This window comes from Streptomyces polygonati, assembly GCF_042650325.1.
GTDB classification, from domain to species: Bacteria; Actinomycetota; Actinomycetes; order Streptomycetales; family Streptomycetaceae; genus Actinacidiphila; species Actinacidiphila polygonati.
The window spans coordinates 65,812-90,527 of sequence record NZ_JBHSBB010000050.1 but is presented as its reverse complement, the minus strand read 5'-3'; the positions used below and the strand labels follow the sequence as shown (position 1 = coordinate 90,527).

Genomic DNA, 24,716 nt, shown 5'->3' with positions numbered 1-24,716 from the left:
CCTCCGTGGGCGCGCCGCATCGCCCCAAGCCGGCTGGGGTGGGGGGTGGCGGGAAGGACCGCCTGTCTTCGAAGGGTAAGCGCGGGGTGCTGCCCATGCTCCGTTACGGCGCCCCGTTGTGGGCGGAATCACCAGTCCGGGCGTCCCCGGGGGGCCACCGGGCTCAGTCCCCCGCCCCGCGGCGCCCCCGGCGCGCTCAAACCCCGATCGGGCCCGATTGAGCGGGCTCGAACACTCCTACGCCCAGAGCTGGCCGTGGAGTTGCTCCACCGCGGCCTCGGTGGTCTCGGCGGTGTATATGCCGGTGGACAGATACTTCCAGCCGCCGTCGGCGACGACGAAGACCACATCGGCGCGCTCGCCGGCCCGCAGCGCCTTGTTCGCCACGCCGAGGGCGGCGTGCAGCGCGGCGCCGGTGGAGACACCGGCGAAGATGCCTTCCTGCCGCAGGAGTTCGCGGGTACGGCGGACCGCGTCGGCGGAGCCGACCGAGAAGCGGGTGGTGAGCACAGCCGCGTCGTAGAGCTCGGGGACGAAGCCCTCGTCCAGGTTGCGCAGTCCGTACACGAGGTCGTCGTAGCGGGGTTCGGCGGCGACGATGGTGACGCCGGGCACCTTCTCGCGCAGATAGCGGCCGACGCCCATCAGGGTGCCGGTGGTGCCGAGGCCGGCCACGAAGTGGGTGATGGTGGGCAGGTCGGCCAGGATCTCCGGGCCGGTGCCGGCGTAGTGGGCTCCGGTGTTGGCCGGGTTGCCGTACTGGTAGAGCATCACCCACTCGGGGTGCTCGGCGGCCAGTTCCTTGGCGACCCGGACCGCGGTGTTGGAGCCGCCGGCCGCGGGCGAGGCGATGATCTCGGCGCCCCACATGGCCAGCAGCTGGCGGCGCTCCTCGGAGGTGTTCTCCGGCATCACGCAGACGATGCGGTAGCCCTTGAGCCGGGCGGCCATCGCCAGCGAGATGCCGGTGTTGCCGGAGGTCGGCTCCAGGATGGTGCAGCCGGGGGTGAGCACTCCCTCGGCCTCGGCCCGCTCGATCATGTGCAGGGCCGGGCGGTCCTTGATGGAGCCGGTGGGATTGCGGTCCTCCAGCTTCGCCCACAGGCTCACCTCGTCCGAGGGCGACAGGCGCGGCAGCCGGACCAGCGGGGTGTTGCCGACGGCGGCCAGCGGATGGTCGTACCGCATCAGGACATGCCCCCGGCGACGGCCGGCAGGATCGTCACGCTGTCGCCGTCGGTCAGCTTGGTGGCGATGCCGTCGAGGAAGCGGACGTCCTCGTCGTTGAGGTAGACGTTCACGAAGCGGCGCAGCTCGCCGTTGTCCACCACGCGGTCGCGCAGGCCGGCGTGCCGGGCGTCCAGGTCGGTGAACAGCTCGTCGAGCGTGCTCCCGGCGCCCTCCACGGCCTTCTCGCCGTCGGTGTAGGTGCGGAGAATGGTCGGGATGCGGACCTCGATGGCCATGACTGCGCTCCTGTGAGTGCGTACGAAATCGGTGGCGGGTGCGGTGCGGCGGTACCGGGAGGGTCAGGCGCGCGTACGCGCCGCCGCGGTGCGGCGGCACAGGTCGACGTGCGGCCGCGCCACGAGCGGACGGCCCGGCGCGTTGTCGCTCACGTGCAAGGGAACCATGCTGTCATCGTATCGATTCCCCCTGGCGAAGCGGCATGGCCGTCCCACCGACCGGGACGGGAACCGGCCTCGGACCACCCCGGGACCCGCCCCGGACCGCTCCCGGGCCGCGCGCTCAGCGGTACGCGGCCACCACGTCCACCGGTTCCTCGGTGACCGCGCCGTCCACGATGCGGAACGAGCGGAACTGGAACTCCTCCGCCGTGGAGACCAGCACATAGTGCGCGCCCGGCTCGTTCGCGTAGGAGATGTCCGTACGCGAGGGGTAGGCCTCGGTCGCGGTGTGCGAGTGGTAGACGATCACCGGCTCCTCGTCCCGGTCGTCGAGGTCCCGGTAGAGCTTGAGCAGGTCGGTGGAGTCGAACTCGTAGAAGGTCGGCGAGCGCGCCGCGTTCAGCATCGGGACGAACCGCTCGGGCCGGCCGGTGCCCTCCGGGCCCGCCACGATCCCGCAGGCCTCGTCGGGGTGGTCGGCGCGGGCGTGGGCGACGATCGCGTCGTACAGGTCCTGGGTGATGGTGAGCATGCGGGCAAAGTAACAGGGACTCCCGCCTCACCGGGAGGCAGCGTCGGGCGCGGTGCCGGGCGGCTCGGCGGGCGCCTCCGGGGCCGGTGGCGGGAGGTGCGGGCGGCGGCTGAAGGCGGCCGGATTGCGCCGTTTCATCACCGGGTAGCCGGCCGTCAGCACCGCGAACCAGACCGGCGCCCCGTACAGCGAGACGCGGGCCGCCGAGTCGGCGCCGATCAGCACCACGACCAGGCCGAGGAAGGCCAGCGCGCACCAGCTGGCGGCCGCGCCGCCGGGCGCGGTGAACCAGGCGGCCGCGGCCCGCCCGGCGCGGACCGCGGCCCGGTAGCGGATGTGCGCGGCCAGGATGACGCCCCACGTCCACACCCCCGCCACCGTGGCGAAGGCGGTGATGTAGGTGAACGCGCCCGCCGGGTCCGCGTAGTTCAGCCACACTCCGACGCCCATCACGCACACCGACACCAGGGTGCCCAGCGCCGGGGTGCGGCGGGCGGTGAGCCGCTTGAACATCCGCGGGCCCTGGCCGTTGGCGGCCAGGTCGCGCAGCATCCGGCCGGTGGAGTACATGCCGGAGTTGCAGGAGGACAGGGCCGCCGACAGCACCACGAAATTGACGATGCCGGCGCCGAAGGGGATGCCGATCCGGGCGAAGGCGGCCACGAACGGGCTGACCCCCGGCTGGAATTCGGTCCACGAGACCACACAGAGGATGACCGCGAGCGCGCCCACGTAGAACAGCACGATCCGCCACGGCAGGGTGTTGATGGCCTTGGGCAGCGTCTCCCGCGGGTTCTGCGCCTCGCCGGCCGTGACACCGACGAGTTCCACCGCGACATAGGCGAACATCACGATCTGCAGGGTCATCAGCGAGTTGCCGATCCCGTGGGGGAAGACTCCGCCGTCGCGCCACAGGTGGGTGACGGAGGCGGTGTGGCCGGCCGCGGACACCCCGAGGGTGAGGACGCCCACCCCGATCAGGATCATGCCGAGGATCGCGGTCACCTTGATCATCGACAGCCAGAACTCGACCTCGCCGAAGAGCTTCACCGAGGCCAGATTGGCGACCAGCAGCGCGGCCAGGAAGGCGAGCGCGGCCAGCCACTGCGGGACCGAGGGCCACCAGTAGGCGAGGTAGGTGGAGGCCGCGGTCACCTCGGCCATGCCGGTGACCACCCACATCAGCCAGTAGGTCCAGCCGGTCGCGTAGCCGGTGAAGGGGCCGAGGAACTCGCGGGCGTAGTCGGCGAAGGAGCCGGGCGACGGACGGTAGGTGAGGAGTTCGCCCAGCGCCCGCATGATGACGAAGATGACGGCTCCGGCGACCGCGTACATCAGGATCAGGCTGGGCCCGGCCTGGTGGATGGCGCGGCCGGCGCCCAGGAAGAGACCGGTGCCGATGGCGCCGCCGATCGCGATCATCTGGATCTGCCGGCTGCTCAGGCCCCGGGTGTAGCCCTCCTCGGCGCCGGACCCGGGGGCCGGGCCGGGCCCGTGACCGGTGTCAGGACCGGTTTCAGGGCTGGCTTCGGGGCCGGGTCCGGTGTCGGCGCCCTCGGATTCGCCGGTGGTGTCCGTCATGTCCGCCATGGGCGGATACGTACCACGGTCACCGGTTTCCGACGCACCAGCGGGCGTCTCCGGTCAGACAATCATCCCGGAGCTACTTCATCAGGGTCTCGACCAGCGACTCCTGGAGGCCGCCGAGCCACAGGTACGCCATCACCAGCGGCTTGCGCTCGTCGTCGTCCGGCAGCGCGTACAGACTGCTGATCCCGTCGCCGTTGCCGCCCCCTTCGCCGTCCTCGCCGTCCTCGTCGTCGCCGACCTCCAGCCGGGCGCCGAGGGTCAGCCGCAGGTCGTTGAGGGCCCCGAGCCACTGCCGGGACTGGTCGGCGGTCAGCTGGAGCACCGGGCCGCCGAGGTCCAAGCCGTGGATCATGGCGAGCGCGTCGTCCCGCTTGCGGGTCCGCAGGTCCTTCTCGGTGAAGCGGCGGAACTCCGAGGCGTCCTCGGTCTCCTCGTACGCGTCCGGGAAGAGCCGGGCCAGCGCCGGGTCGTCCGGCGGCTTGGTGGGCCCCTCGGCGAAGAGCGCGGCCAGCGGGTCGTCGTCCTCACCGGGCGGCGGGTCGCCCGGGCCGATCAGCTCCAGCATCGAGACCAGCAGGCTGCGCAGGATGGAGATCTCCACCTCGTCCAGCGCGATCGCGGCCCCGCCGCCGCGTACCGGTTCGAAGACGCCCAGGCGCCCCCGGCGGCGGGCCATCAGCGGTCCTGCGAGAGGGTCGCCCACAGGCCGTACCCGTGCATGGCCTGCACGTCGCGTTCCATTTCCTCGCGGGTGCCGCTGGAGACGACCGCGCGTCCTTTGTGGTGGACGTCCTTCATCAGTTTGGTGGCCTTGCCCTTGGAGTAGCCGAAGTAGGTCTGGAAGACGTACGTCACATAGCTCATCAGGTTCACCGGGTCGTTGTGCACGAGGGTCACCCATGGAACGTCCGGCTCGGGAACCTTGAAGGGCGCTTCGCTCGACTCGGGTCGTTCGATCTCGACAGGTGCGACACTCACGATCCCATGCTGCCGCTCGCGGGGTCCGTCGCACAAATGGGCGGGCTCGAAGCGGCGTGGAAGGTGTCAGGGGTGCCCCGGGTGGCGGACATCCGGCGGAGATGTGAGGGCGCCCACAGGCCCGACATCTCGTCACTCTGACGAGATGCGGGGTAGCATCCTCGCCATGAGCACAGCAGACCTGGGACTGCCGGTGGACGTGCCGTCCACCGCCCTGTTCACCGACCGCTACGAGCTGACGATGCTCCAGGCGGCCCTGCGCAGCGGCGCCGCGCACCGCCACTCGGTCTTCGAGACCTTCACCCGCCGGCTGCCCGCGGGCCGCCGCTACGGCGTGGTGGCCGGCACCGGACGGGTGCTGGACGCGGTGGAGAACTTCCGCTTCGACGGGCCGGTGCTGGACTTCCTGTCCAACGAGTCGGTGGTGGACGACACCACGCTGCGCTGGCTGGCCGACTACCGCTTCACCGGCGACATCTGGGGCTACCCGGAGGGCGAGGTGTACTTCCCCGGCTCGCCGATCCTGCGGGTCGAGGGCAGCTTCGCCGAGGCGGTGATGCTGGAGACGGTGGTGCTGTCGATCCTCAACCACGACTCGGCGATCGCCGCGGCGGCCTCCCGGATGGCGGTGGCGGCCGGCGACCGTCCGCTGATGGAGATGGGCGCCCGCCGCACCCACGAGCTGGCCGCGGTGGCCGCCTCCCGCGCCGCCTACGTCGGCGGCTTCCGCTCCTCCTCCAACCTGGCGGCCGGCTTCCGCTACGGGCTGCCCACCATCGGCACCTCCGCGCACGCCTTCACCCTGGTGCACGACTCCGAGCGGGACGCCTTCACCGCGCAGGTGGAGTCGCTCGGCAGCGGCACCACCTTGCTGGTGGACACCTACGACGTGGCCACGGCGGTCCGCACCGCCGTGGAGGTGGCCGGGCCCGAGCTGGGCTCGGTCCGGATCGACTCCGGCGACCTGCTGCTCCTCGCCCACCGGGTACGCCAGCAGCTGGACGACCTGGGCGCGACCAGGACCCGGATCGTGGTCACCTCCGACCTCGACGAGTACGCCATCGCCTCGCTGGCGGCGGCTCCGGTGGACGCCTACGGGGTCGGTACGTCCCTGGTCGTCGGCAGCGGCCATCCGACCTGCTCGATGGTCTACAAACTCGTCGCCAGGGGCGCCTCCGACGCGCCCGACGCACCGCTCGTCCCGGTGGCCAAGAAGGCGCTGGGCGGCAAGACGAGTGTCGGCGGCCGCAAGTGGGCGGCCCGCCGCCTCGACCGGGAGGGCGTCGCCGAGGCCGAGGTCATCGGCAGCGGTCCCGTCCCCCCGGACCTCGTCGACCGCCAGCTCCTCGTCCCCCTCATCCGGGCCGGCGAGGTCCTGGCCCGCGAGCCCCTCGACACGGCCCGCACCCGCCACATCACGGCTCGCGCCGCGCTCCCCCTCTCCGCCACCCAGCTCTCCCAGGGCGAACCGGTGCTCCCGGTGGAAATGCTGTGACCCTTCCAGGGGGGCGCGCGGTCCTTCGGGGCACGAACTGCCCCCCGGCGCCGTCGCCCGTCCACCCCACCGTCGTGGTCCCCGCGCAGTTCCCCGCGCCCCTCCGGGGCACGACCTCGCCGCCCCCCAGCCAACGGCGCCCGACAGGGGCGCGGGGAACCGCGCGACCAGCCACCACGGCGCAGCACCCGACCCCGAACCAGTCGTGCCCCACAGGGGCGCGGGGAGCTGCGTGAACAACCACGACGCATCCGCACCCGACCCCGAACCGAACCCACCCCGAAGGGGCCGCGGGGAACCGCGCGGGACCCCCTACCCTCGGGGTACCCCCCATCCCATCCGCCGGAAGGGCACCATGCATCGCGCACTGATCGTCGTCGACGTCCAGAACGACTTCTGCGAGGGCGGCACCCTCCCGGTGACCGGCGGAGCCGACGTCGCCGCCGCGATCACCGATCTGATCGGCGACTCGGCCGGCGCGTACCGCCATGTCGTGGCCACCCGCGACCACCACATCAACCCCGGCCCGCACTTCTCGCCCACCCCGGACTACCGGACCTCCTGGCCGGTGCACTGCCTGGCCGGCACCGAGGGCGGCAGCTTCCACCCGAACTTCGCCCCCGCGGTCGCCTCCGGCGCGGTGGACGCGGTCTTCGACAAGGGGGAGTACCACGGGGTGTACAGCGGCTTCGAGGGCCACGACGAGAACGGCGAGCGGCTCGCCGCCTGGCTGCGTGACCGGCAGGTCACCGAAGTGGACGTGGTGGGCCTCGCCACCGACCACTGCGTGCGCGCCACCGCCCTGGACGCGGCCCGCGAGGGCTTCGCCACCCGGGTGCTGCTCGCCCTGACCGCGGGCGTCTCCGCCGAGACGACCGAGCGCGCGCTGACCGAGCTGCGCGACGCGGGCGTGACGCTGACCGGACAACCGCTGGCCGTCGGCTGACGTACCGGCCGGCTCAGCCCGCCGCGGCCACCCGGCTCAAGGACGAGATCGGGTTCCACGGCTCGGCCGTCCGCGCCTCGTACTCGCGCCAGATCAGGCCGTCCGGATGGTGCAGCACCGCGTTGATCTCGTCCGGGGTGGGGGGCTCCGCGTTGCCGCTCAGCCGGGCACCGCGAAAGCCGAGGTTGCTGAGCCGGGTGAGGGCCCGCTGCCGGTTCAGGGCGTGCACCACCACCCGCACGGCGTAGTCCGAGCAGGTGGGGTGGGGCAGGCGAAGTGCGACGACGACCTTGCCACCCGGGAGTCTGATGAATCCGCCAGCGGCCATGCCCACATCATCAGCGGTCCGGCCGCCGCCCACCAGAGGGCGACGGCCGGACACAGCGTCATCGCAGGTCAGACCCTATGTGCTGATAATCACCGGTGGGCCGGACCGACCTGTACGGTCAGCGAGCTGCCGTCCAGCGGCTCGCTCACGATGCTGATCCGGGTGTTGGTGTCCGGCACCTTGACGCCGCCGGTCGGGTTGGCGCTGTTCCAGTACACGCCGTAGTGGTCGTCGAAGACCGGGGTGCCGGGCTTCGCGCCGATCCGGGCCGGAACTCCGTCGTCGTGCAGCGTGAAGCCCTCGGTCGGGTACCAGCTGAACGTAGAGTCGTAGGACTGGAGCCGGTTGCGGATGACCTTGCCGCTGGACCACTTCTCGGGCTTGGCGTGCGCGTCGACCGGCAGGATCTCACCGGCGCCGGGGTGGATGCCGACGTTGTTGTCCGCCTGTGAGGTGTCCCACAGCCAGATCAGCAGACCGTTCTGGTACGGGTAGTGCTCGACCTGGTCCGGCTTGGTGCTGGGCCAGCCGAAGTTGTACGGGCCGGTGCGCAGCGTGCTGTCGTAGCTCACGTACTGCCGGTTCTCGGCGATGTAGTACTCGGGGTAGTCGTCGGTGAAGGACGCGCCGATCCGGGAGAAGCCACTCGCGGTCCAGCCGTTGTCGTCGCCCTCGGCGCCGTCGCTGAGCACGGTCCGCCCGTCCGCGGTGATGGAGATCGCGTCGGCCGCGAAGCCCTTCTGGGCCACCCCGCCGTCGGTGAGGTAGCGGAAGCGCAGCAGGATCTGCTTGCCCGCGTAGGCGTCCAGCGGGAAGGCCAGGTCCTGGTAGGCGGCGGTGGTGCCGGTCAGGGCGGGGGTGTCGCCGCCGTCACGCGGGATGGCCTTGCCGCCGGCCGTGCCGTCCAGCGCGGTCCAGCTCGCGCCGCCGTCGGCGGAGGCCTCGGTGTAGAGGTAGTCGTAGTTCTCCTCGATGTCCCACCAGCCCTTGAGGTTCAGGGAGGCGGTGGAGGCACCGGTGAGATCCACCGAGCGGGTCAGGGTGTTGGACAGGTTGTCGCCGCTGCCGCTCCACCACTGCTTGGTGCCCTCGGCGGGCGTGACGACCGTGGTGGTCAGCGTCTTGTCGGGCAGCTGGACGATCAGCGCCTGCTTGTCGGCGGTGTTGTACGCGGCGACGCCCAGCTTGGTGGTGGACTTCTTCGCCGCATTGGCGGTGCCGTAGTTCAGCCAGCCGAGCTGGAGCTTGTCCCAGGCGCTCATGTCGCCGGGCAGGTCGCCGATCACGTTCTTGCCGGTGCCGAGCCAGGAGCCGTCGGACATCAGCGACCAGTAGGCCACGCTGGACTCGCCGGCGCCCGTGGTGTCGTACTCGTCCGGCAGGCCCAGGTCGTGCCCGTACTCGTGGGCGAAGACGCCGAGGCCGCCGTTCTCCGGCTGGAGGGTGTAGTCGCCGATCCAGATGCCGGTGTCGCCGATCTGGGTGCCGCCCGCCTTGTCGCCCGCCGGGCCGGTCCGGCCGGCGTCGTTGCCGAAGGCGTACCAGCGGTGCGCCCACAGCGCGTCCTCGCCCTGGACGCCGCCGCCGGCCGACTCGTCCTCGCCGGCGTGCACGATCTGGAAGTGGTCGATGTAGCCGTCGGGCTCGTCGAAGACGCCGTCGCCGTCGTAGTCGTAGCGGTCCCACTGGTCGTACGCCGACAGGTCCGCCTTGATCTGCGCGTCGGTACGGCCCTGGGCCTTCTGGTCGGCGACATACGCGGTGGTGGCGTCGCGGATCAGGTCCCAGGCGCTGGAGCAGACGTTGGAGCCGCAGTAGTTCGAGCCGTAACGGGCCTCGTTGTAGGGGACCTTGACCCAGGCGGAGACCTCGCCGTCGACCGAGTAGCGGCCCGAGGACTGCTTCTCGTAGTACTTCGCCAGCGACTCCTTGCCGCTCGCGTGCGAGAAGTACAGGTCCTGGAAGTGCTGCTGGTTGTAATCGGCCTGCCAGGCCGTGCTGTTGTTGGTCTTCGGGTCCGGCTTGGCGATGGTGTTGTGCGCCGGGCCGGGGTCGCCGCCGTACTTGGGCGCGGGGGGCTCGGGACCGTCGGGGCCGTCCGGGTCGTACTGCGTGGTGCTGTCCACCGTGTCGCCGAACTCGGCCAGGATGGTGAAGATCTTGTCCGTCTTCTCCCGGCTCAGCTCGACGTACTTGCCCTTCTTGCCCTTCTTGCCGCCGAGTTGGACGACCCGGGAGCCGCCGTGCTGCTGGACGGTCGCGTCACCGGAGACCACCTGCTGAAGGGCCGCGGACCGCTCCGCCGACTGCTGCTCGCTGAACGGGCCCGGCAGGTCGTGCGCCTGGCTGGTGGCCGGGTCGTGCCCCGCGGCCGGCGCGGGCTGGACGCGGTCCGCCGCCGGAGCCGCCGCGTACGCCCCCGCGGTGGTGACCGCCGGCAGGCCCAGCACGGCTGTCGCGAGGGCGAGAGCGGCGGTTCTGGGTATCCTCCGCTGATTTTTCAAGATCTTTACCTCCCCTAGGGAAAGGCCATTGCACCGGAGTGGTGGGAGAAAAACCAGATCTTGACTTGCCCATGGCACACCAGTACGTTTGCCGGTTTCGCCGTGGACCCACTGGCGCTCAGCGGACACACCGTCAACTTCTGTCCGGCAGTGGTGCGTTGGCGGCCGGGTGTGCGACCCCCGTGCGCCCCCGTGTGCACCGCGCCGGAAGTCGGGTGCCGCTTACCGGACACCGGGGAAGGGCATGCCGAACCGTAGAGCCACCCGTCAGCGTGCCCCCGCTTCGACGTACCGAGGACGGATTCCCCCGATGCCACGTCCTACGAACGCGCAAGTCGCCTACGGATTGTCGACCGTCGTCCTGTTCACCTTCGTGACGCTGCTGCTGACCCAGGCCCGCTCGGGCGCCGCGGTGGTGGCCGTCGCCGCGGGCGGGCTGCTGCTCGGTCTGCTCGTCGCGGCGGGTGCCGCGACCGGGAGCCGCAAGGCCGCCGGCCGGGCCGCGACGGCTCGGTCCACCGCCGACCGCGCGTCGGCCGCGTCCCTCGACTCCATGAGTTCACTGGCCTCGGCGCGACGGGCGAGGCTGCGGGGCGGCGCCGCCGAGCGGCGGGGAGCCGAGGAGCGGGGAGCCGAGGAGCGGGTGGGCGGGCACTCGCCGCGGGGCTGAGGCGGGCGTCAGCGGGCGGTCACGACCACGGTCTTGGCCGCCTTGTCGTGCAGGCACTGCCGGTAGGGCCGGTCCCAGGTGCACCAGAGCGCGTTCACGATCCAGTACAGCGGGCCGATGCCGATCGAGAACAGCGCCCCGGGCAGCGCGTAGACCGCCGCCCGCGTCCAGCCGGCCCGGTCGGGGACCGCGCCGTCCGCCAGCCGGACCACCCGGATCTTCCGCGCCATCATGCCCAGCGTCTGGCCGCGGGCGGAGATCATCGCGCCCTCGTAGGCGAAGTACAGCACGAACACCAGCGCGCTCAGCAGCACGTCCTGGTTGTACGAGAAGTCCCCGGGGTTGGACACGCCGGCGACGGCGGTGCTCAGCAGCAGATCGATCGCCAGCAGCACGACCGTGTCGATGACGCGGGCCAGAAAGCGGCTGGTCAGACTCGCCAGTGGGGGTATGCCGGGCGGTTGGTCAGCGGTCATGACCGGTCAGTAAACCAGCCGTCCGGGTGAACGTACACAGGGGGGTGGCCGGGAGGGCGGCTGTCCCGCCGCCCGGTGCCGCACCGGCCGCGGTCAGGCGATCTCCACCACCACGGTCTTGGCCAGCCGGTCCTGGAGGCCCTGCTTGTAGGGCTTGTCGAAGAACACCGTGATGCCGATGATCAGGAACCAGACGCAGTAGCAGAGCAGCACCGGCACCCACAGCACCCCCGCGCGCACCGCGGCCGCCGCCGGTGTGGGCACGCTGCCGTCGGACAGCATCGCGGTCCTGATCCCCATCATCTTCTTGCCGAGGGTCTGGCCGGTGGACCTGGTGGTGTACCACTCGTAGAGATAGCCGAGCCCGGCCGCGAACAGCCCGCTGACCGCCGAGCGGCCGGCGCCCCCGTTGCTGTCCTCCAGGCCGGCCGTCCCCCACTCCAGGAGGAAGGCCGGGATCAGCACGATGATGATGTCGATGAGCCGGGCCAGCACGCGCTTGCCGGCGGCGGCCAGCGGGGGCATGCCGGCCATCGGGTCGCCGGGATTCCGCCCGCCGCCGTACGGGTCCTGGTCGTAGGGATTCCGGTCGTACGGGTTCTGGTCGTAGGGGCTCTGATCGTTCGGATTCCGGTCGTACGGGCCGCCGCCCTCGTCGCCGGGTCCGCGCCGGCCGGGGGGCGGGGCGCCGTACGGGCCGTCGCCGTAGGCGCCGCCGTCATCGGGCCGCCGACTGCCGCCCTCCCCCGGCCGGTTGACGAACGGATCGTCGGGGCCGGGGCCCGGCTGGTCGCTGCTCATGCCCCGAGTCAACCCCGGGGGTGCGGTGGCCGCCCGCCACGAGACCCGTTCGGGCTACCGCGACCGCGTCGCCCCGATTCAGCCGCTCGCCACGAACGTACGGCCCGCCTTGTCGTGCCAGCACTGCCGCCACGGCCGGTCGACCAGGCACCAGGCCAGACCGACGATCCCGATCACCAGGAGGTCCAGCACGGCGCGGGTCAGCCAGCGGCGCAGACTCGCCCCGAAGCCGGGCGGCAGTTGCGCCTCCAGGTCCAGCACCCGCAGCCCGACCAGCTTCTTGCCGAGCGTGCGTCCCCACTTGACGGTGGGCAGCACTTCCAGCAGCAGCCCGGCGGCGACCGCCACCACCAGCACCGCGCCGAGCTGCACTCCGGTGGTGCCGTCAATCAGCCACACCTTGACGGTCTCGCCGGTCAGCCTCGCCGCGTCCACCTTGTCCTTGGCGTGGTGATAGGCCGCCGATCCCAGCGGTACGGCGGCGGCGCCCACCACCGCGCCCCCCACGAGCGTGTCGATCACCCGGGCCGCGAAACGCCGCACCAGCCCGCCGGGCCGCTCCTGGTTCAGCGCGCTCCCGAAGGGGTCCGACGCGGGGGGCCGCCAGGGCGCCACGGCCTCGGCGCCGCCCTGGCCCGCCGGCGGTCGCCCCTGCCGGGCCAGGTCGTGCACCTGGGCGGCCCAGGGCGCGGAGGACTGGGGCAGGGGCTGCGGGGCGGGCTGCGACGAGGGTGCGGGCGCGGGCTGCGGCCGGGCCGCGGCGGCCTGCGGGGGGACGCGCCGCGGGGCCGGGGCGGGCGGGGCCGGCGACGGCGGGGCCGCGGCGGGTGGAGCCTGCCCGAGCGGGTCCTGCGAGCCCCAGGAGATCCTCGGCAGTTCCTCCTGCGGCACCGCCGGCCAGGCAGGCCCGGGGACCTCGGCGATCGGCGCCCCCGGATCCTCGTCCAGGAACATCGGGCCCGACTCGTCGACCGCCGGAGCGGACCGGGGCGCCGGGAGGGACGCCGAGGGAGGCGGCGGGAGGGCCGGCGCGCCGCCCCCGGCGGTGGACCCGGTGGACCCGCCGGCACCCTCCGGCGCGGGGGCCGGGCGGCTCGTGCCCGGGACCCAGGCGGAGCCGTTCCAGTAGCGGATGTAGTCGGGGATCGACGGGTCGGGGTAGTAGCCCGGGGCCGGCGAGGCGGACGGCGAGGAACCGGCGGAGCCAGAAGTGGGTGCGCTCATGGTTCACGGATTCCGTATCTGCTCGGCCGGGTTGTGCGTCCACATGTACCAGACCGGCGGACCCCGGCGGGCCCACTCGCACCCGGCCTTACCCCTACGAGCGGCCGCCCGCCCGCGCTTCGGTAAATCTGAACCAAATCTCGGGAACCCGCGTAATGGTTGGGGAGGCAGCCGCTCTTTCCAGGTGCGGGCCCCGAAGCGCAACCTCCCGGCAGGGGCCACCGCGCCGAGGAAAGGACGTCGAGACATGCAGACCGTGGTGGAACGCGAACTCGAGATGCAGCTGATCCTGTCACCGGAACGCAGTATCCCGGTGCCGGTGAGACTGGCCTACCGCACGTCGGACCCGTACGCCGTCCATGTGGTCTTCCACGTGGGGTCGGACACTCCCGTGAACTGGACCTTCGCCCGCGAGCTGATCGTGGAAGGGGTGTTCCGGCCGTGCGGCAACGGCGATGTGCGGATCTGGCCGACGAAGGTGGGCGGCCGCAGCGTGATCTGCATCGCGCTCAGCTCCCCCGACGGCGACGCGCTGCTGGAGGCCCCCTCCTCGCCGGTGGCCGCCTGGCTGGAACGCACCTTGCGGGTGGTCGCCCCCGGCACCGAGCACGAGCAGCTCAGCATGGACGACCAGCTGAGCCGGCTGCTCGCGCCGGCGGCCGGCGACGAGGCGTGGCTGCGGGACCCGTGCGCCGGCAAGGACGACACCCCGGACGCGAGCGCCTGAACCATCCACCGCCGCGGCTCAGAAGAGCTTGCCCGGATTCAGCAGCCCCAGCGGGTCGAAGACCGCCTTCACCTGCCGCTGCAGCTCGATCCCGGTCGGCCCCAACTCCCTTGCCAGCCACTCCTTCTTCAGCAGTCCCACCCCGTGCTCACCGGTGATGGTGCCGCCCAGCGCCAGGCCGAGCGCCATGATCTCGTCGAAGGACTCCCGGGCCCGCCGGGACTCGTCGGGATCATGGGCGTCGAAGCAGACCACGGGGTGGGTGTTGCCGTCCCCGGCGTGCGCGCACACCCCGATCGTCAGGTCGTACTTCGCCGCGACCGCCGCCACCCCTTCGAGCATGTCGCCGAGCCGCGAGCGCGGCACGCACACATCGTCGATCATGGTGGCGGTGGAGACCTTCTCCAGCGCGGTCAGCGCCAACCGCCGCGCCTGAAGCAGCAGTTCGGACTCGGCCGCGTCCTGGGCCGGTACGACCTCGGTGGCACCCGCCGCCAGGCACAGCTCACCGAGCGCGGTCAGCTCGGCGGTCGGGTCCGGGCTGTCGAAGGCTGCCAGCAGCAGCGCCTCGGTGGTCTCCGGCAGGCCCATCCTGGCCATCGCGTTGACCGCGCGGACCGTGGTGCCGTCCATCAGCTCCAGCAGCGACGGTACGTGGCCGCTGGCCATGATCGAGCAGACCGCGGCGCCGGCCGCGGCGGCCGAGGGGAACTCCGCCACCAGCGCGAGCTGCTGGGGCGGCGCCGGCCGCAGCGCCAGCACCGCCTTCACCACCACCCCGAGGGTGCCCTCGGAGCCGACGAACAGCCGGGTGAGGTCGTAGCCCGCCACGCCCTTGGCGGTGCGCCGCCCGGTGGTGAGCAACCGCCCGTCGGCGAGCACCACTTCGAGGCCGAGCACGTACTCCGCGGTGACCCCGTACTTCACGCAGCACAGTCCGCCGGCGCCGGTGCCGATGTTGCCGCCGATGGTGCACATCTCCCAACTGGACGGATCCGGCGGGTAATACAGACCCTGTTCGGCGACGGCCCGCGACAGCACCGCGTTGACGACCCCCGGTTCCACCACCGCGATCCGGTCCACCGGGTCGATCTCCAGGATCCGGTCCATCTTCGTCAGCGACAGCACGACGCAGCCCTCACTGGCGTTGGCCGCGCCGGACAGCCCGGTGCGCGCTCCCTGCGGCACCACCGGGACTCGTAGCTCGGTCGCGGTCCGCAGCACGTGCTGGACCTGCTCGGTGGTCCGCGGCAGCACGACGACCGCTGGCGTCCCGGCGTCCGAGAAGCTCGCCATGTCGTGCGCGTAGGAGGTGGTGATGTCCGGGTCGGTGATGACGGCCGCCGCCGGGAGGCCGGAGCGGAGCCGCGCGATCAGGTCAGCCATCCGCCCAGCCTCCCACCCGGGCCCGCCCGCCCTCAATCGCCCGGCGGGCGCCAATCTCCTGGGCGGTCACCCCGTCGGCGCGTCCCCGGCCGCCTGCGCCACCAGCGGGATGATCCGCAGCGGCACCGGATTCTCCATCACGATCGCGGTGGCCGCCCGGACGATGCCGTCGAAACCGACCACGAGGTCGATCACCCGCTGGAGGTCGGCGTTGGAGCGGGCCACCAGCCGGCACAGCATGTCGCCATCGCCGGTGGTGGTGTGCAGCTCCAGCACCTCGGGGACGCCGGTCAGATGGGCCCGTACGTCGGCGCCCTGGCCCTGCTTGATCTCCAGGGTGGCGAAGGCGGTGACCGGGTAGCCGAGCGCCGCCGGGTCCACCTGTGGACCGAAGCCGCGGATCACCCCGCCGGACAGCAGCCGGTCGAGCCGCGCCTGTACGGTGCCGCGGGCCACGCCGAGCCTGCGGGAGGCCTCCAGCACCCCGATCCGCGGCTCCTGGTCCAGCAGGGTGATCAGCCGCCCGTCCAGCGCGTCGATGCCCATCCGCGCCGCCTCCCTCGTCATCATGGTCATCCTGTACGGATTGACATACCGATCCTGGTCGGTGCTGTACAGAGTGTCCAGTGAAATCCGGAACTGTTGCGCACCTTGAGAGGCGGCGGGACGCTTCTGCCATGACTGAGACCCGGGATGCCTTCCCCGTGCAGGGCATGGACGCCGTCGTCTTCGCCGTGGGCAACGCGAAGCAGGCCGCGCACTACTACTCGACCGCGTTCGGCATGCGCCGCGTCGCCTACCGCGGCCCGGAGAACGGCAGCCGCGAGACCGCCTCCTACGTACTGGAGTCGGGCGGCGCCCGCTTCGTGTTCACCTCCGTCATCAAGGCCGACACCCCGTACGGCCGCTTCCTCGACGCGCATGTGGCCGCGCACGGCGATGGCGTGGTCGACCTCGCCATCGAGGTCCCCGACGCCCACGCCGCCTACGCCTACGCGATCGGGCACGGCGCCACCGGCGTGGAGGAGCCGTACGAACTCAAGGACGAGCACGGCACGGTGGTGCTGGCCGCCATCGCCACCTACGGCCAGACCCGCCACACCCTGGTCGACCGCACCGGTTACGACGGCCCCTACCTGCCCGGCTACGACGCCGCGGCGCCGGTCGTCGAGCCGCCCGCCGGACGCTGGTTCCAGGCCGTCGACCACTGCGTCGGCAATGTCGAGCTCGGCCGGATGAACGAGTGGGTGGCCTTCTACAACCAGGTCATGGGCTTCACCAACATGAAGGAGTTCGTCGGCGACGACATCGCCACCGAGTACTCCGCGCTGATGTCCAAGGTCGTCGCCGACGGCTCGCGCAAGGTGAAGTTCCCGCTCAACGAACCGGCCGCCGGCAAGAAGAAGTCCCAGATCGACGAGTACCTGGAGTTCTACGGCGGCCCCGGCGTCCAGCACATCGCGCTGGCCACCAACGACATCGTCTCCACGGTCAAGGCCATGCGCGCGGCCGGCGTCGAGTTCCTGGACACCCCCGACTCCTACTACGACACCCTGGGCGAGTGGGTCGGCGACACCAGGGTCCCCATCGACACCCTGCGCGACCTGAAGATCCTCGCCGACCGCGACGAGGACGGCTATCTGCTGCAGATCTTCACCAAGCCGGTCCAGGACCGCCCGACCGTCTTCTTCGAGATGATCGAGCGCCACGGCTCGATGGGCTTCGGCAAGGGCAACTTCAAGGCGCTGTTCGAGGCGATCGAGCGCGAGCAGGAACGCCGCGGCAACCTCTAGCCGGGGGGCCGGGGAAGGTCAGCAGGTCAGCAGGACGGCGTCGGCCGGCCCGCGCGCAGCGACGAGAGCGCCGACAGGGCGCCCTTCAGGTCGGTCACCGCGATCAGCTTGAGGCCGTGCGGGAGCTGGGCCTTGGCGTCGCCGCACTCGTCGCGCGGGACGAGGAAGACGGTGGCGCCGTCGCGGCGGGCGGCCTGCTCCTTGAGCGGGACACCGCCGACCGCGCCCACGGTGCCGGAGGCGTCGATCGTGCCGGTGCCGGCGATGGTGCGGCCGCCGGTGAGATCGCCGCCGTGGCCGTCGCCGGCCACCTTGTCGATGATGCCGAGGGTGAAGAGCAGCCCGGCGCTGGGACCGCCCACGTCCGCCAGCCGGAGCTTCACCGTGACCTTGGACGGGGACAGGTGCAGCTGGTTGAGGGCCGCCGAGGTGGCGGCGTTCTGCGAGTCGGTCATCTGCTTCTGATTGACCTGGGTGATCTCCTTGACCGAGCCGCCGCTGGGGTACACCGCGTCCCGGGGCATCGCGGCCTGGTCGGTGGCGAACCACGCCTTGGCCACGTCGGTGAAGTGCACCGCCGCGTTCGGCTCGGTGGCCGAGATGGTCACCAGCCGCAGCTGCCCGCTGGTCGTCCGGACCGGGGCGCCTGTGACGCTGATCACGGGGGCGCCCTGGTCGGTGCCGAGGACGTCCGTGGTGGGGCCGGGCACGACGATCGACACCGGCAGCGGTGCGAAGGCGGCCACCGCCAGCAGGACGGCCACGACCGCCGCGCACGCGGCGAGGATCAGGGGCCGGCGGGAAAGCGTAGGCATGCGCCCGACCCTAATTCACCGCGCGACCGGGCTCGCCCCCGCCCACGTCACGGTCCGCTCACGGTCCGGGGGGCGCGGCGGCACCCGTATCCGGCCGGCCGCCGGGGCCCGTGAACCGGCGGGGCCCCGCGCCCGCGCCGGGCCCGTCCCGATCCGGCCCGGCGCTTCACCGCAGCGCGTCCGCGACCTCCGTGGCCGCCTCCACCACCCGTACGCCCACCCGCTCCGGTACGGCGTCGGCGAGCATGACCACGCCGACACTGCCCTCTATCCCCGGTACGCCCAGCAGCGGAGCCGCGGCGCCGCTCGCGCCCGCCTCCAGCTCGCCGTGCGTCAGGACGTAGCGGACCTGGCCGGCGGGTCCGGCGGCGCTCGTACGGTCGGCCCGATCGACGCGGTCCACCCGGTCGCCCCGGTCGCCCCGGTCGCCCCGGTCATCGCCGTCGCCGCCCTCCGGCTGGCCCACCGCCCGCCGGTAACCGGAGGCCGCCGCGTACACACCGGCCGTATCGCCCCCGTCGTCGGCGCACAGCTCCCAGCTGCTGCCGTCGGCGGTCGGCTGCATCCCCCGGCCGGCCAGGATCGCCCGGCCGGCGGCCCCGCGGTCCAGCGGGTGCCGGAAACCGGTGCGGTAGGCGACGTGGTAATCGGTCCAGGTCGGTTCGACGACGGCGACGGCGAGCGCCTCCGTGCCGTCGACCAGGGTGAGATGGGCGGTGGCCCCGATGTCCTCCGCCAGCGAGCGCAGCGCGGGCAGTGCCGCCTCGCGCAGCAGCGGATGCACCTGGTGGGCCAGACCCAGCACGCCGAGACCGACGCGGGCCCGCCCGCCAAGGTCGCGGCGGACCAGTGAATGCTGCTCCAGGGTGGCCAGCAGCCGGTACACCACGGTGCGGTTCACCCCGAGCTTCGCCGCCAGCTCGGTCACGGTCAGGCCGTGGTCGGTGTCGGCGAGCAACTTAAGGACCCTCAGGCCCCGGTCGAGCGTTTGAGACGTCTCCGCGGTCACGACGCCCCCTCCTCGTGAAATCGGCGGCATCTCACAGAAGAACGCACTGCCGGTCCCGCGGCAGTGCGCGGAGAGGCCGCCGGACTGGTCGGCATACCCGGCTGCGCTCCGCGGCTGCTCTGCCACGGCGCGTGCGTGACCGGCACCGTAGCGAGCGGGTACCGCTCAGCGGAAGGGGTCGTCCACAATCCGGGCGCCGCCTTGACCCGCCCTTGGGTTTCGGCAGGGGGTCGTTCCCCTACAATCCGGCGGACATCACCGCATTCGGGTAGCCCACTCCTGAACCTTCTTGATGCGCTCGGTGAGTTGTCCCGCGGTGGCCTCGGCGCTGGGCGGACCGCCGCAGAGCCGGCGCAGTTCGGTGTGGATCACGCCGTGCGGCTTGCCGCTCTGGTGGTTGTAGGCGGCCACGAGAGTGTTCAACTGCTTGCGCAGTTCGAGGAGTTGGCGGTGGCTGACGACGGGCCGCCGGTCGGCGGGCAGTTCGAGCAGATCGGCCTCTTCGTCCGGCTTCTTCCGGCTGTGGGCGATCTGCCGGGCCTGCCGGCGCTGGAGCAGTATCTGGACCTGGTCCGGCTCCAGCAGGCCGGGGATACCGAGGTAGTCCTGCTCCTCCTCGCTGCCCGGATGGGCCTGCATGCCGAACTCGGCGCCGTCGTAGAGCACCCGGTCGAAGACGGCGTCGGACTCCAGCGCCTCGAAGGGCAGCGCGTCCTCCTCGGTGACCTCGTCCTCGGCCTTCTCGGCCTCCGCGAGGAGCTTGTCCTCCTCGGCGAAGGGGTCCTCCTCGCTCTGCTTCTTCGGCTTGTCGAGGACGTGGTCGCGCTCGACCTCCATCTCGCCGGCGAACTCCAGCAGCATCGGGATGGTCGGCACGAACACCGAGGCGGTCTCGCCGCGCCGCCGGGACCGGACGAAACGGCCCACCGCCTGCGCGAAGAACAGCGGCGTGGAGATGGTGGTGGCGTACACCCCGACCGCCAGCCGCGGCACGTCCACGCCCTCCGACACCATCCGGACCGCGACCATCCAGCGGTCCTCGCTCGCGCTGAACTCCTCGATCCGCTTGGAGGAGCCGGTGTCGTCGGAGAGCACCACGGTGGCCTTGTTGCCGGTCAGTTCCTTGAGCAGCTTGGCGTAGGCGCGGGCGGAGTCCTGGTCGGCGGCGATGACCAGGCCCCCGGCGTCCGGGATGCCCTTGCGCACCTCGGTCAGCCGCTGGTCGGCGGCGCGCAGCACGTTGGGGATCCAGTCGCCGGTCGGCGAGAGCGCGGTCCGCCAGGCCTGGCCGATGGCGTCCCGGGTCATCGGCTCGCCGAGCCGGGCGGACAGCTCGTCACCGGCCTTGGTGCGCCAGCGCATGTTGCCGCTGTAGCTGAGGAAGATCACCGGCCGCACCACGCCGTCCGCCAGCGCGCTGCCGTATCCGTACGTGTAGTCGGCGGAGCTGCGGCGAATGCCGTCGTTGCCCTCCTCGTACGTGACGAAGGGGATCGGGTTGGTGTCCGACCGGAAGGGCGTCCCGGTCAGCGCCAGCCGCCGGGTCGCGGGCTCGAAGGCCTCCAGGCACGCCTCGCCCCAGGACTTGCTGTCCCCCGCGTGGTGGATCTCGTCCAGGATCACCAGTGTCTTGCGCTGCTCGCACCGGTTGCGGTGCAGCATCGGCCGCACGCCCACGCCCGCGTAGGTCACCGCGACCCCGTGGTACTCCCGGCCCACCGGCCCGGCGCTGTAGTCCGGATCGAGCCTGATCCCCACCCGCGCGGCCGCGTCCGACCACTGCGTCTTCAGATGCTCGGTGGGCGCCACCACGGTGATCTGCTGCACCAGATGGTTGTGCAGCAGATACGACGCCAGCGACAGCGCGAAGGTCGTCTTCCCGGCCCCGGGCGTGGCCACCGCCAGGAAGTCCCGCGGCTGCGCGGCCACATACGCGTCGATCGCCCCCTGCTGCCAGGCCCGCAGCTTGCCGGCCGTCCCCCAGGGAGCGCGCCCGGGGAAGGCGGGGGACAGATGGTGATGCGTGTTCGAAGCGGTGGTAGTCACGTTCTCCGTCGTGGGTCGGCGATCCGGGCCGCGGCTCACCCCGCGGCTCCTCCGAAAACCGCCTCAGCCTACCGGCCGCCCTCCGCCCACCACCGCCCCGACCTGCCCGCCGCCCAGCGGTGCGACCCACCTCACAGGGCGCGGGCGGGATCAAGTCCGGGCCAGCCGGGCCCACACCACCTTGCCACCCGGCACCGCACGCCAACCCCACCCGGCCGCCAGCACCTCGACCATCAGCAGCCCTCGCCCACCTTCGGCGTCCGGATCCTCGGCATCCGACAGCGCGGGCAGGCCCGGCGCCGTGTCGCTCACCTCCACGAGGACGCAGTCATCAAGGCGGACCAGTTCTACGGCGACCAGGGCGCCGATGCCGCCGGCATCATGGGACACCGCGTCCAGTGCTTTGACAGCATTCGTCACCAACTCGGAGACGACGACGAGAAGATCCTCCACCAGCTTCGGGTCCTCCCATTTCGCGCCCGCAAGGTCGGCGAACGCCCTGGCCCGGCCGACGGCGGACGTGGTCGCCGCCAACGCCAACCGGTCGTGGCCGCCGAGCTCTCTCACAGCTCCTCCAGAACGTGTACTTCGGCCCCGGCCACCTGCTCCAGGTGCAGGACCATCACGTCCTGAAGGGGTCCGGTCAGAGCGAGATCCCCTCGGCCTCGGCGTACGCCGCCATCTCGACGTGCCCGCGCTCCACGTCCTCGTCCGCCACCTGGTGCGTCACCCGCATGTAGCCGAAAACCAGCGGCCCCATGCCAACCCTCCTTGCTCGACGCGGCGTTCGCCGCGGGACAGGCAGTCCGACCGCCCAGACCATACTGCTATTCGCGAATAGCAGCGAGGATTAGTATGTTCGAGAGGACGCTTATAACGCCCACGCCAGGCAACGAGCGACGCCACTTCCACGCTTGATCGCGCCGAGCGCGTGATTCCCCAACAGACAGGAGGCCCCGGTGACCAGCGACTGGGTCAGTACGTCAGCTCCCTACGTGTCGCCCCGCCGGCAAGGGCAGGGCGACGCCTGGAGCGAGGAGGCCGCCGCTCAGGGGCGCAAGGGGACCCAGCGGATCATCCGGGCCGGGGAGATCGCGCCGCCCGAGGAGGTGGCGGCGCTGCTGGGGCTCGACGACGACGAGACCTCGGTCGTACGGCGGCGGATCATGTACCTGGACGGGGAGCCCACCGAACTGGCCGACAGCTACTACCCGTTGAGCCTCGCCGGCGGTACCCCGCTGGCGGATCCGGCCAAGATCCGAGGTGGCGCCGTCACACTGCTGGCTTCGCTGGGGCACAGCCCCCACCGGGTGCGCGAAGATGTGCGCGCCCGTATGCCGTACCCGGCGGAGAAGGCGGAGCTGGCACTCGGTGACGGAGAGCCGGTGCTGTGTCTGACCCGTCTCGTCCTGGATGCCGCCGCTGTGCCTTTCCAGGTCGACGTATCGGTGTTCCCCGCGGCGAGACAGCGCCTCCGCTACGAGATGAAGGTGGGGTGACCGTGCCGAAAGCCGAGGCCGAGGCGTACGACCGGCGCTCGCTGCACGAGCGCATCGCCGCGGACCTGCGCGACGAGATCATGTCCGGCGATCTGAGCCCCGGCGCCAGCCTCCCGTCCACACAGCGCCTCAAGGACCGATTCGCCGCCTCCGGCGCGACCGTCCAAAAGGCGTTGCAGGTCCTCAAGGACGAGCACCTCGTCGTCGGCCGGCCGGGCGCGGCCGTCACGGTACGCGAGCACCCCCAGGAGACAGTACGACCGGCCGGCACGGCCCAGCCGACGACTCCCGGTGAACGGTATCCATGGCTCACCGAGGCGGACGAGCGCGGAAAGCGGGGCGGCATCCGGCTGCTGCGCGTGGCTGAAGTGCGGCCCCCGGCGGACGTGGCCCATGCCCTCGGCCTGGGAGACGGCGGTACGGCGGTGCTGCGCCAGCAACTTCTGCTGCACGACGACACCCCGGTCGAATTGGTCAGGTCGTACTACCCGCTCTCCCTCGCACGGGGCACGGCCTTGGCCGAGCCCCGGAAGATCCGCGGCGGCACACCCGCCCTGCTCGCCGGGATGGGCTTCCTTCCCCGCCGGACCGTCGACCGGGTGTCCGCCAGAGTCCCGACGCAGGAGGAGTACGAGGCACTGCGCCTGCCCAGCGACCTACCGGTCCTGCGTACGTTCCGGGTGGTCCACAGCGACGGCGAGCTGCCGATCGAGGTGACGGTGATGGCCAAGGCAGGCCATCTGTTCGAGCTGCGTTACGAGTTCTGAGGTCAGTGTTTCGGGCGCAGCCGGGTGGCCACCAGGGCGCCCAGGAGGGCGATCGCGGCGGCCGGGAGGAAGACCGCGGTGAAGGCGGCGGGGTGGGCGAGGGCGGAAGTGGTGGCCCGGGTGGCGGAGGGGGCGATGGAGCCGCCGCCGAGGGCGGTGAAGACGGTGCCGGCGGCGGCGACCAGCAGGACGTTGGACAGGGCGTCGGAGACCTGGAGGGCGGCGGAGTTGGTGCCGGCGTCGGCGGGCGGGGAGAGCTGGAGCAGCAGGACGCCGAGGGTGGAGATGGACAGGCCCATGCCGAGGCCGCCGAGGCACCAGGCGACGGCGACGATCCAGGCGGGGATGCCGTGGTCGAGGGCCAGCGGGACCGCCGCGATGGCGGCGCCGGAGCAGAGCAGGCCGGCCCGGACCAGGCCCGTGCGGTCCCCTTCGAAGCGCGGGCGGGCCTGGATGTAGGAGCCGAGCGCCCAGGTCAGGCCGCCGCCGGCCAGGGACAGGCCGGCCAGCGTCGGGGACAGGCCCCGCTGGGTCACCAGCATCAGCGGGATGAAGCTCTCCGCCGCCAGGAAGGACCCCGCGGCTATCCCGCGCATCAGCACCACCGTGGGCATCCCGCGGGCCGCTCGGAAGGTGCCGCGCGGCAGCAGCCGCAGCGCCGCCGGTACGAGCAGGGCCGCGCCGAGCACGGCGGGCACCGCGGACAGCGGGCGCAGGTCCTGCCCGGCGTACTGGAGGAGCGCGGAGCCGGTGGCCAGCGCGACCGCGAGCCAGATCCGTGAGCCGTCCATGGGCGGGCGGGCCGCCTTCACGGCCGCCTGCTGCGCGGCCCCTTCGGGGCCGTCCGGCACGGGCTCCCGAGCGGCCCGCCGCAGCGCGGGCAGCATCACCGCCAGCGGCAGCACCACCAGCACCGGGATCGCCAGGAACACCCAGCGCCACCCGAGCTGTTCGGTGACCGTGCCGGAGACCAGCGGGCCGACGATGGACGGTACGACCCAGCACGCCGAGATCGCCGCCATCACGGCCGGCCGCAGCCGCTCCGGGTACGCGCGGCCGACGACGACGTAGAGCGCGACGATCACCAGCCCGCCGCCGAGCCCCTGGATCGCGCGGCCCAGCACGAACAGCCCCATCGACTGGGCGGTTCCGCTGATCACCAGGCCGGCGGCGAAACAGCCGATGCCCGCCGCGATGGGCGGCAGCGGTCCGTTGCGGTCGCTCCACTGCCCGCTGACGACCATGGCGAGCAGCGAGGTGGTGAAGTAGCCGGAGAAGGCGAACGCGTACAGTCCCAGACCGTCCAGCTCCCGCGCCGCGACCGGCATCGCCGTCGCCACCGCGGTCGCCTCGAAGGCGATCATCAGCACCACGGACACGATCCCGAACGTCAGCGCCCGGTGCCCCCGCCCCAGCAGCCCGCCCCCGGGCTCCCCCTCGGCCCCGGATATCCGCTGGTCATCCCGCTCGCCATGCCGAGCCCGCGCAACAGTCACCCGCTC

At 72.1% G+C, this 24,716-nt stretch carries 24 protein-coding genes and 2 pseudogenes; 7 read left to right on the top strand and 19 right to left on the bottom strand.

All coding sequences use genetic code 11. The annotated features are described in order from the left end of the window. Positions 1-237: 237 nt before the first annotated feature. From ACFO3J_RS33895 to clpS, 6 genes are all read right to left on the bottom strand, one after another. Complete coding sequence (locus ACFO3J_RS33895) at positions 238-1,188, bottom strand: PLP-dependent cysteine synthase family protein (RefSeq protein WP_386438024.1); 951 nt, start codon at positions 1,186-1,188, stop codon at positions 238-240. Then, on the bottom strand, positions 1,188-1,466 hold the full coding sequence (locus tag ACFO3J_RS33890; protein ID WP_386438021.1) for a MoaD/ThiS family protein: 279 nt from the start codon (positions 1,464-1,466) through the stop codon (positions 1,188-1,190). The genes ACFO3J_RS33895 and ACFO3J_RS33890 overlap by 1 nt, the downstream gene beginning before the upstream one ends. 283 nt (positions 1,467-1,749) lie before the next feature. Then, on the bottom strand, positions 1,750-2,160 hold the full coding sequence (locus tag ACFO3J_RS33885) for a Mov34/MPN/PAD-1 family protein (protein ID WP_386438019.1): 411 nt from the start codon (positions 2,158-2,160) through the stop codon (positions 1,750-1,752). Between the two features lie 27 nt (positions 2,161-2,187). Beyond that, positions 2,188-3,741, bottom strand: coding sequence for an amino acid permease (locus ACFO3J_RS33880; protein ID WP_386438396.1), 1,554 nt, complete (start codon positions 3,739-3,741; stop codon positions 2,188-2,190). Positions 3,742-3,823: 82 nt separating this feature from the next. Continuing rightward, positions 3,824-4,426: a DUF2017 domain-containing protein gene (locus ACFO3J_RS33875; protein WP_386438016.1), complete on the bottom strand. Its 603-nt coding sequence runs from the start codon at positions 4,424-4,426 to the stop codon at positions 3,824-3,826. After that, positions 4,426-4,728, bottom strand: a complete 303-nt coding sequence (gene clpS, locus ACFO3J_RS33870; RefSeq protein WP_386438013.1) for an ATP-dependent Clp protease adapter ClpS — start codon at positions 4,726-4,728, stop codon at positions 4,426-4,428. The genes ACFO3J_RS33875 and clpS overlap by 1 nt, the downstream gene beginning before the upstream one ends. Positions 4,729-4,894: 166 nt before the next feature. Here clpS and ACFO3J_RS33865 point away from each other — a divergent pair, with 166 nt between their 5' ends. Beyond that, positions 4,895-6,223 (top strand): nicotinate phosphoribosyltransferase, encoded by a 1,329-nt coding sequence (locus ACFO3J_RS33865; protein ID WP_386438010.1) that lies wholly within the window; start codon positions 4,895-4,897, stop codon positions 6,221-6,223. 355 nt (positions 6,224-6,578) lie between these two features. After that, entirely contained in the window at positions 6,579-7,169 is a 591-nt protein-coding gene (locus ACFO3J_RS33860; RefSeq protein ID WP_386438008.1) for an isochorismatase family protein, read from the top strand. Positions 7,170-7,182: 13 nt separating this feature from the next. On the opposite strand, the gene ACFO3J_RS33855 is transcribed toward ACFO3J_RS33860, so the two are convergent. Further along, positions 7,183-7,497 carry a hypothetical protein gene (locus ACFO3J_RS33855; protein ID WP_386438006.1) on the bottom strand — a complete coding sequence of 105 codons (315 nt, stop codon included), beginning with the start codon at positions 7,495-7,497 and terminating at the stop codon, positions 7,183-7,185. An 89-nt stretch (positions 7,498-7,586) separates the two neighbouring features. Then, positions 7,587-10,001 carry an immune inhibitor A domain-containing protein gene (locus ACFO3J_RS33850; RefSeq protein WP_386438003.1) on the bottom strand — a complete coding sequence of 805 codons (2,415 nt, stop codon included), beginning with the start codon at positions 9,999-10,001 and terminating at the stop codon, positions 7,587-7,589. A gap of 310 nt (positions 10,002-10,311) precedes the next feature. Between ACFO3J_RS33850 and ACFO3J_RS33845 the strand changes: the two genes are divergently transcribed. Then, positions 10,312-10,671 (top strand): hypothetical protein, encoded by a 360-nt coding sequence (locus ACFO3J_RS33845; RefSeq protein ID WP_386438002.1) that lies wholly within the window; start codon positions 10,312-10,314, stop codon positions 10,669-10,671. Positions 10,672-10,679: 8 nt separating this feature from the next. Here the strand turns inward: ACFO3J_RS33845 and ACFO3J_RS33840 are convergent, their stop codons facing one another. The 3 genes from ACFO3J_RS33840 to ACFO3J_RS33830 all read right to left on the bottom strand — a co-directional run bounded on the left by ACFO3J_RS33840 (position 10,680) and on the right by ACFO3J_RS33830 (position 13,172). Then, a complete protein-coding gene (locus tag ACFO3J_RS33840; RefSeq protein WP_386437999.1) occupies positions 10,680-11,147 on the bottom strand; it encodes an RDD family protein in 468 nt (155 codons plus the stop codon). A 93-nt stretch (positions 11,148-11,240) separates the two neighbouring features. Further along, complete coding sequence (locus ACFO3J_RS33835; protein WP_386437997.1) at positions 11,241-11,948, bottom strand: RDD family protein; 708 nt, start codon at positions 11,946-11,948, stop codon at positions 11,241-11,243. 78 nt (positions 11,949-12,026) lie between these two features. After that, a complete protein-coding gene (locus ACFO3J_RS33830) occupies positions 12,027-13,172 on the bottom strand; it encodes an RDD family protein (protein ID WP_386437995.1) in 1,146 nt (381 codons plus the stop codon). Positions 13,173-13,419: 247 nt separating this feature from the next. On the opposite strand from ACFO3J_RS33830, the gene ACFO3J_RS33825 reads away from it, so the two are divergent. Beyond that, positions 13,420-13,899 (top strand): SsgA family sporulation/cell division regulator, encoded by a 480-nt coding sequence (locus tag ACFO3J_RS33825; protein ID WP_386437992.1) that lies wholly within the window; start codon positions 13,420-13,422, stop codon positions 13,897-13,899. Positions 13,900-13,917: 18 nt separating this feature from the next. Here ACFO3J_RS33825 and ACFO3J_RS33820 read toward each other — a convergent pair whose 3' ends face one another. Continuing rightward, on the bottom strand, positions 13,918-15,285 hold the full coding sequence (locus tag ACFO3J_RS33820) for an FAD-binding oxidoreductase (protein WP_386437989.1): 1,368 nt from the start codon (positions 15,283-15,285) through the stop codon (positions 13,918-13,920). A 66-nt stretch (positions 15,286-15,351) separates the two neighbouring features. Further along, a complete protein-coding gene (locus ACFO3J_RS33815) occupies positions 15,352-15,831 on the bottom strand; it encodes an Lrp/AsnC family transcriptional regulator (RefSeq protein WP_386438393.1) in 480 nt (159 codons plus the stop codon). A 131-nt stretch (positions 15,832-15,962) separates the two neighbouring features. Between ACFO3J_RS33815 and hppD the strand changes: the two genes are divergently transcribed. Next, the gene (hppD, locus tag ACFO3J_RS33810; RefSeq protein ID WP_386437986.1) at positions 15,963-17,078 is read left to right on the top strand and encodes a 4-hydroxyphenylpyruvate dioxygenase; all 1,116 of its coding nucleotides are present in this window, start codon (positions 15,963-15,965) and stop codon (positions 17,076-17,078) included. A gap of 26 nt (positions 17,079-17,104) precedes the next feature. Here the strand turns inward: hppD and ACFO3J_RS33805 are convergent, their stop codons facing one another. The 5 genes and pseudogenes from ACFO3J_RS33805 to ACFO3J_RS33785 form a co-directional block, all read right to left on the bottom strand. After that, entirely contained in the window at positions 17,105-17,893 is a 789-nt protein-coding gene (locus ACFO3J_RS33805) for a S16 family serine protease (protein WP_386437983.1), read from the bottom strand. 166 nt (positions 17,894-18,059) lie between these two features. Next, positions 18,060-18,236 (bottom strand): annotated as a pseudogene (locus tag ACFO3J_RS33800) (IclR family transcriptional regulator); the annotation flags it as partial. Positions 18,237-18,440: 204 nt separating this feature from the next. Beyond that, positions 18,441-18,902, bottom strand: a pseudogene (locus ACFO3J_RS33795) (IclR family transcriptional regulator); the annotation flags it as partial. Positions 18,903-19,157: 255 nt separating this feature from the next. Then, entirely contained in the window at positions 19,158-20,948 is a 1,791-nt protein-coding gene (locus ACFO3J_RS33790; RefSeq protein ID WP_386437980.1) for a DEAD/DEAH box helicase, read from the bottom strand. A 150-nt stretch (positions 20,949-21,098) separates the two neighbouring features. Then, positions 21,099-21,515 (bottom strand): ATP-binding protein, encoded by a 417-nt coding sequence (locus tag ACFO3J_RS33785; RefSeq protein WP_386437977.1) that lies wholly within the window; start codon positions 21,513-21,515, stop codon positions 21,099-21,101. Positions 21,516-21,907: 392 nt separating this feature from the next. On the opposite strand from ACFO3J_RS33785, the gene ACFO3J_RS33780 reads away from it, so the two are divergent. Further along, positions 21,908-22,447: a GntR family transcriptional regulator gene (locus ACFO3J_RS33780; RefSeq protein ID WP_386437974.1), complete on the top strand. Its 540-nt coding sequence runs from the start codon at positions 21,908-21,910 to the stop codon at positions 22,445-22,447. After that, the gene (locus ACFO3J_RS33775; protein ID WP_386437971.1) at positions 22,444-23,214 is read left to right on the top strand and encodes a GntR family transcriptional regulator; all 771 of its coding nucleotides are present in this window, start codon (positions 22,444-22,446) and stop codon (positions 23,212-23,214) included. Before ACFO3J_RS33780 ends, ACFO3J_RS33775 begins: the two co-directional genes overlap by 4 nt. A 2-nt stretch (positions 23,215-23,216) precedes the next feature. Here ACFO3J_RS33775 and ACFO3J_RS33770 read toward each other — a convergent pair whose 3' ends face one another. Continuing rightward, entirely contained in the window at positions 23,217-24,665 is a 1,449-nt protein-coding gene (locus ACFO3J_RS33770; RefSeq protein ID WP_386438390.1) for an MFS transporter, read from the bottom strand. Between the last annotated feature and the right edge of the window lie 51 nt (positions 24,666-24,716).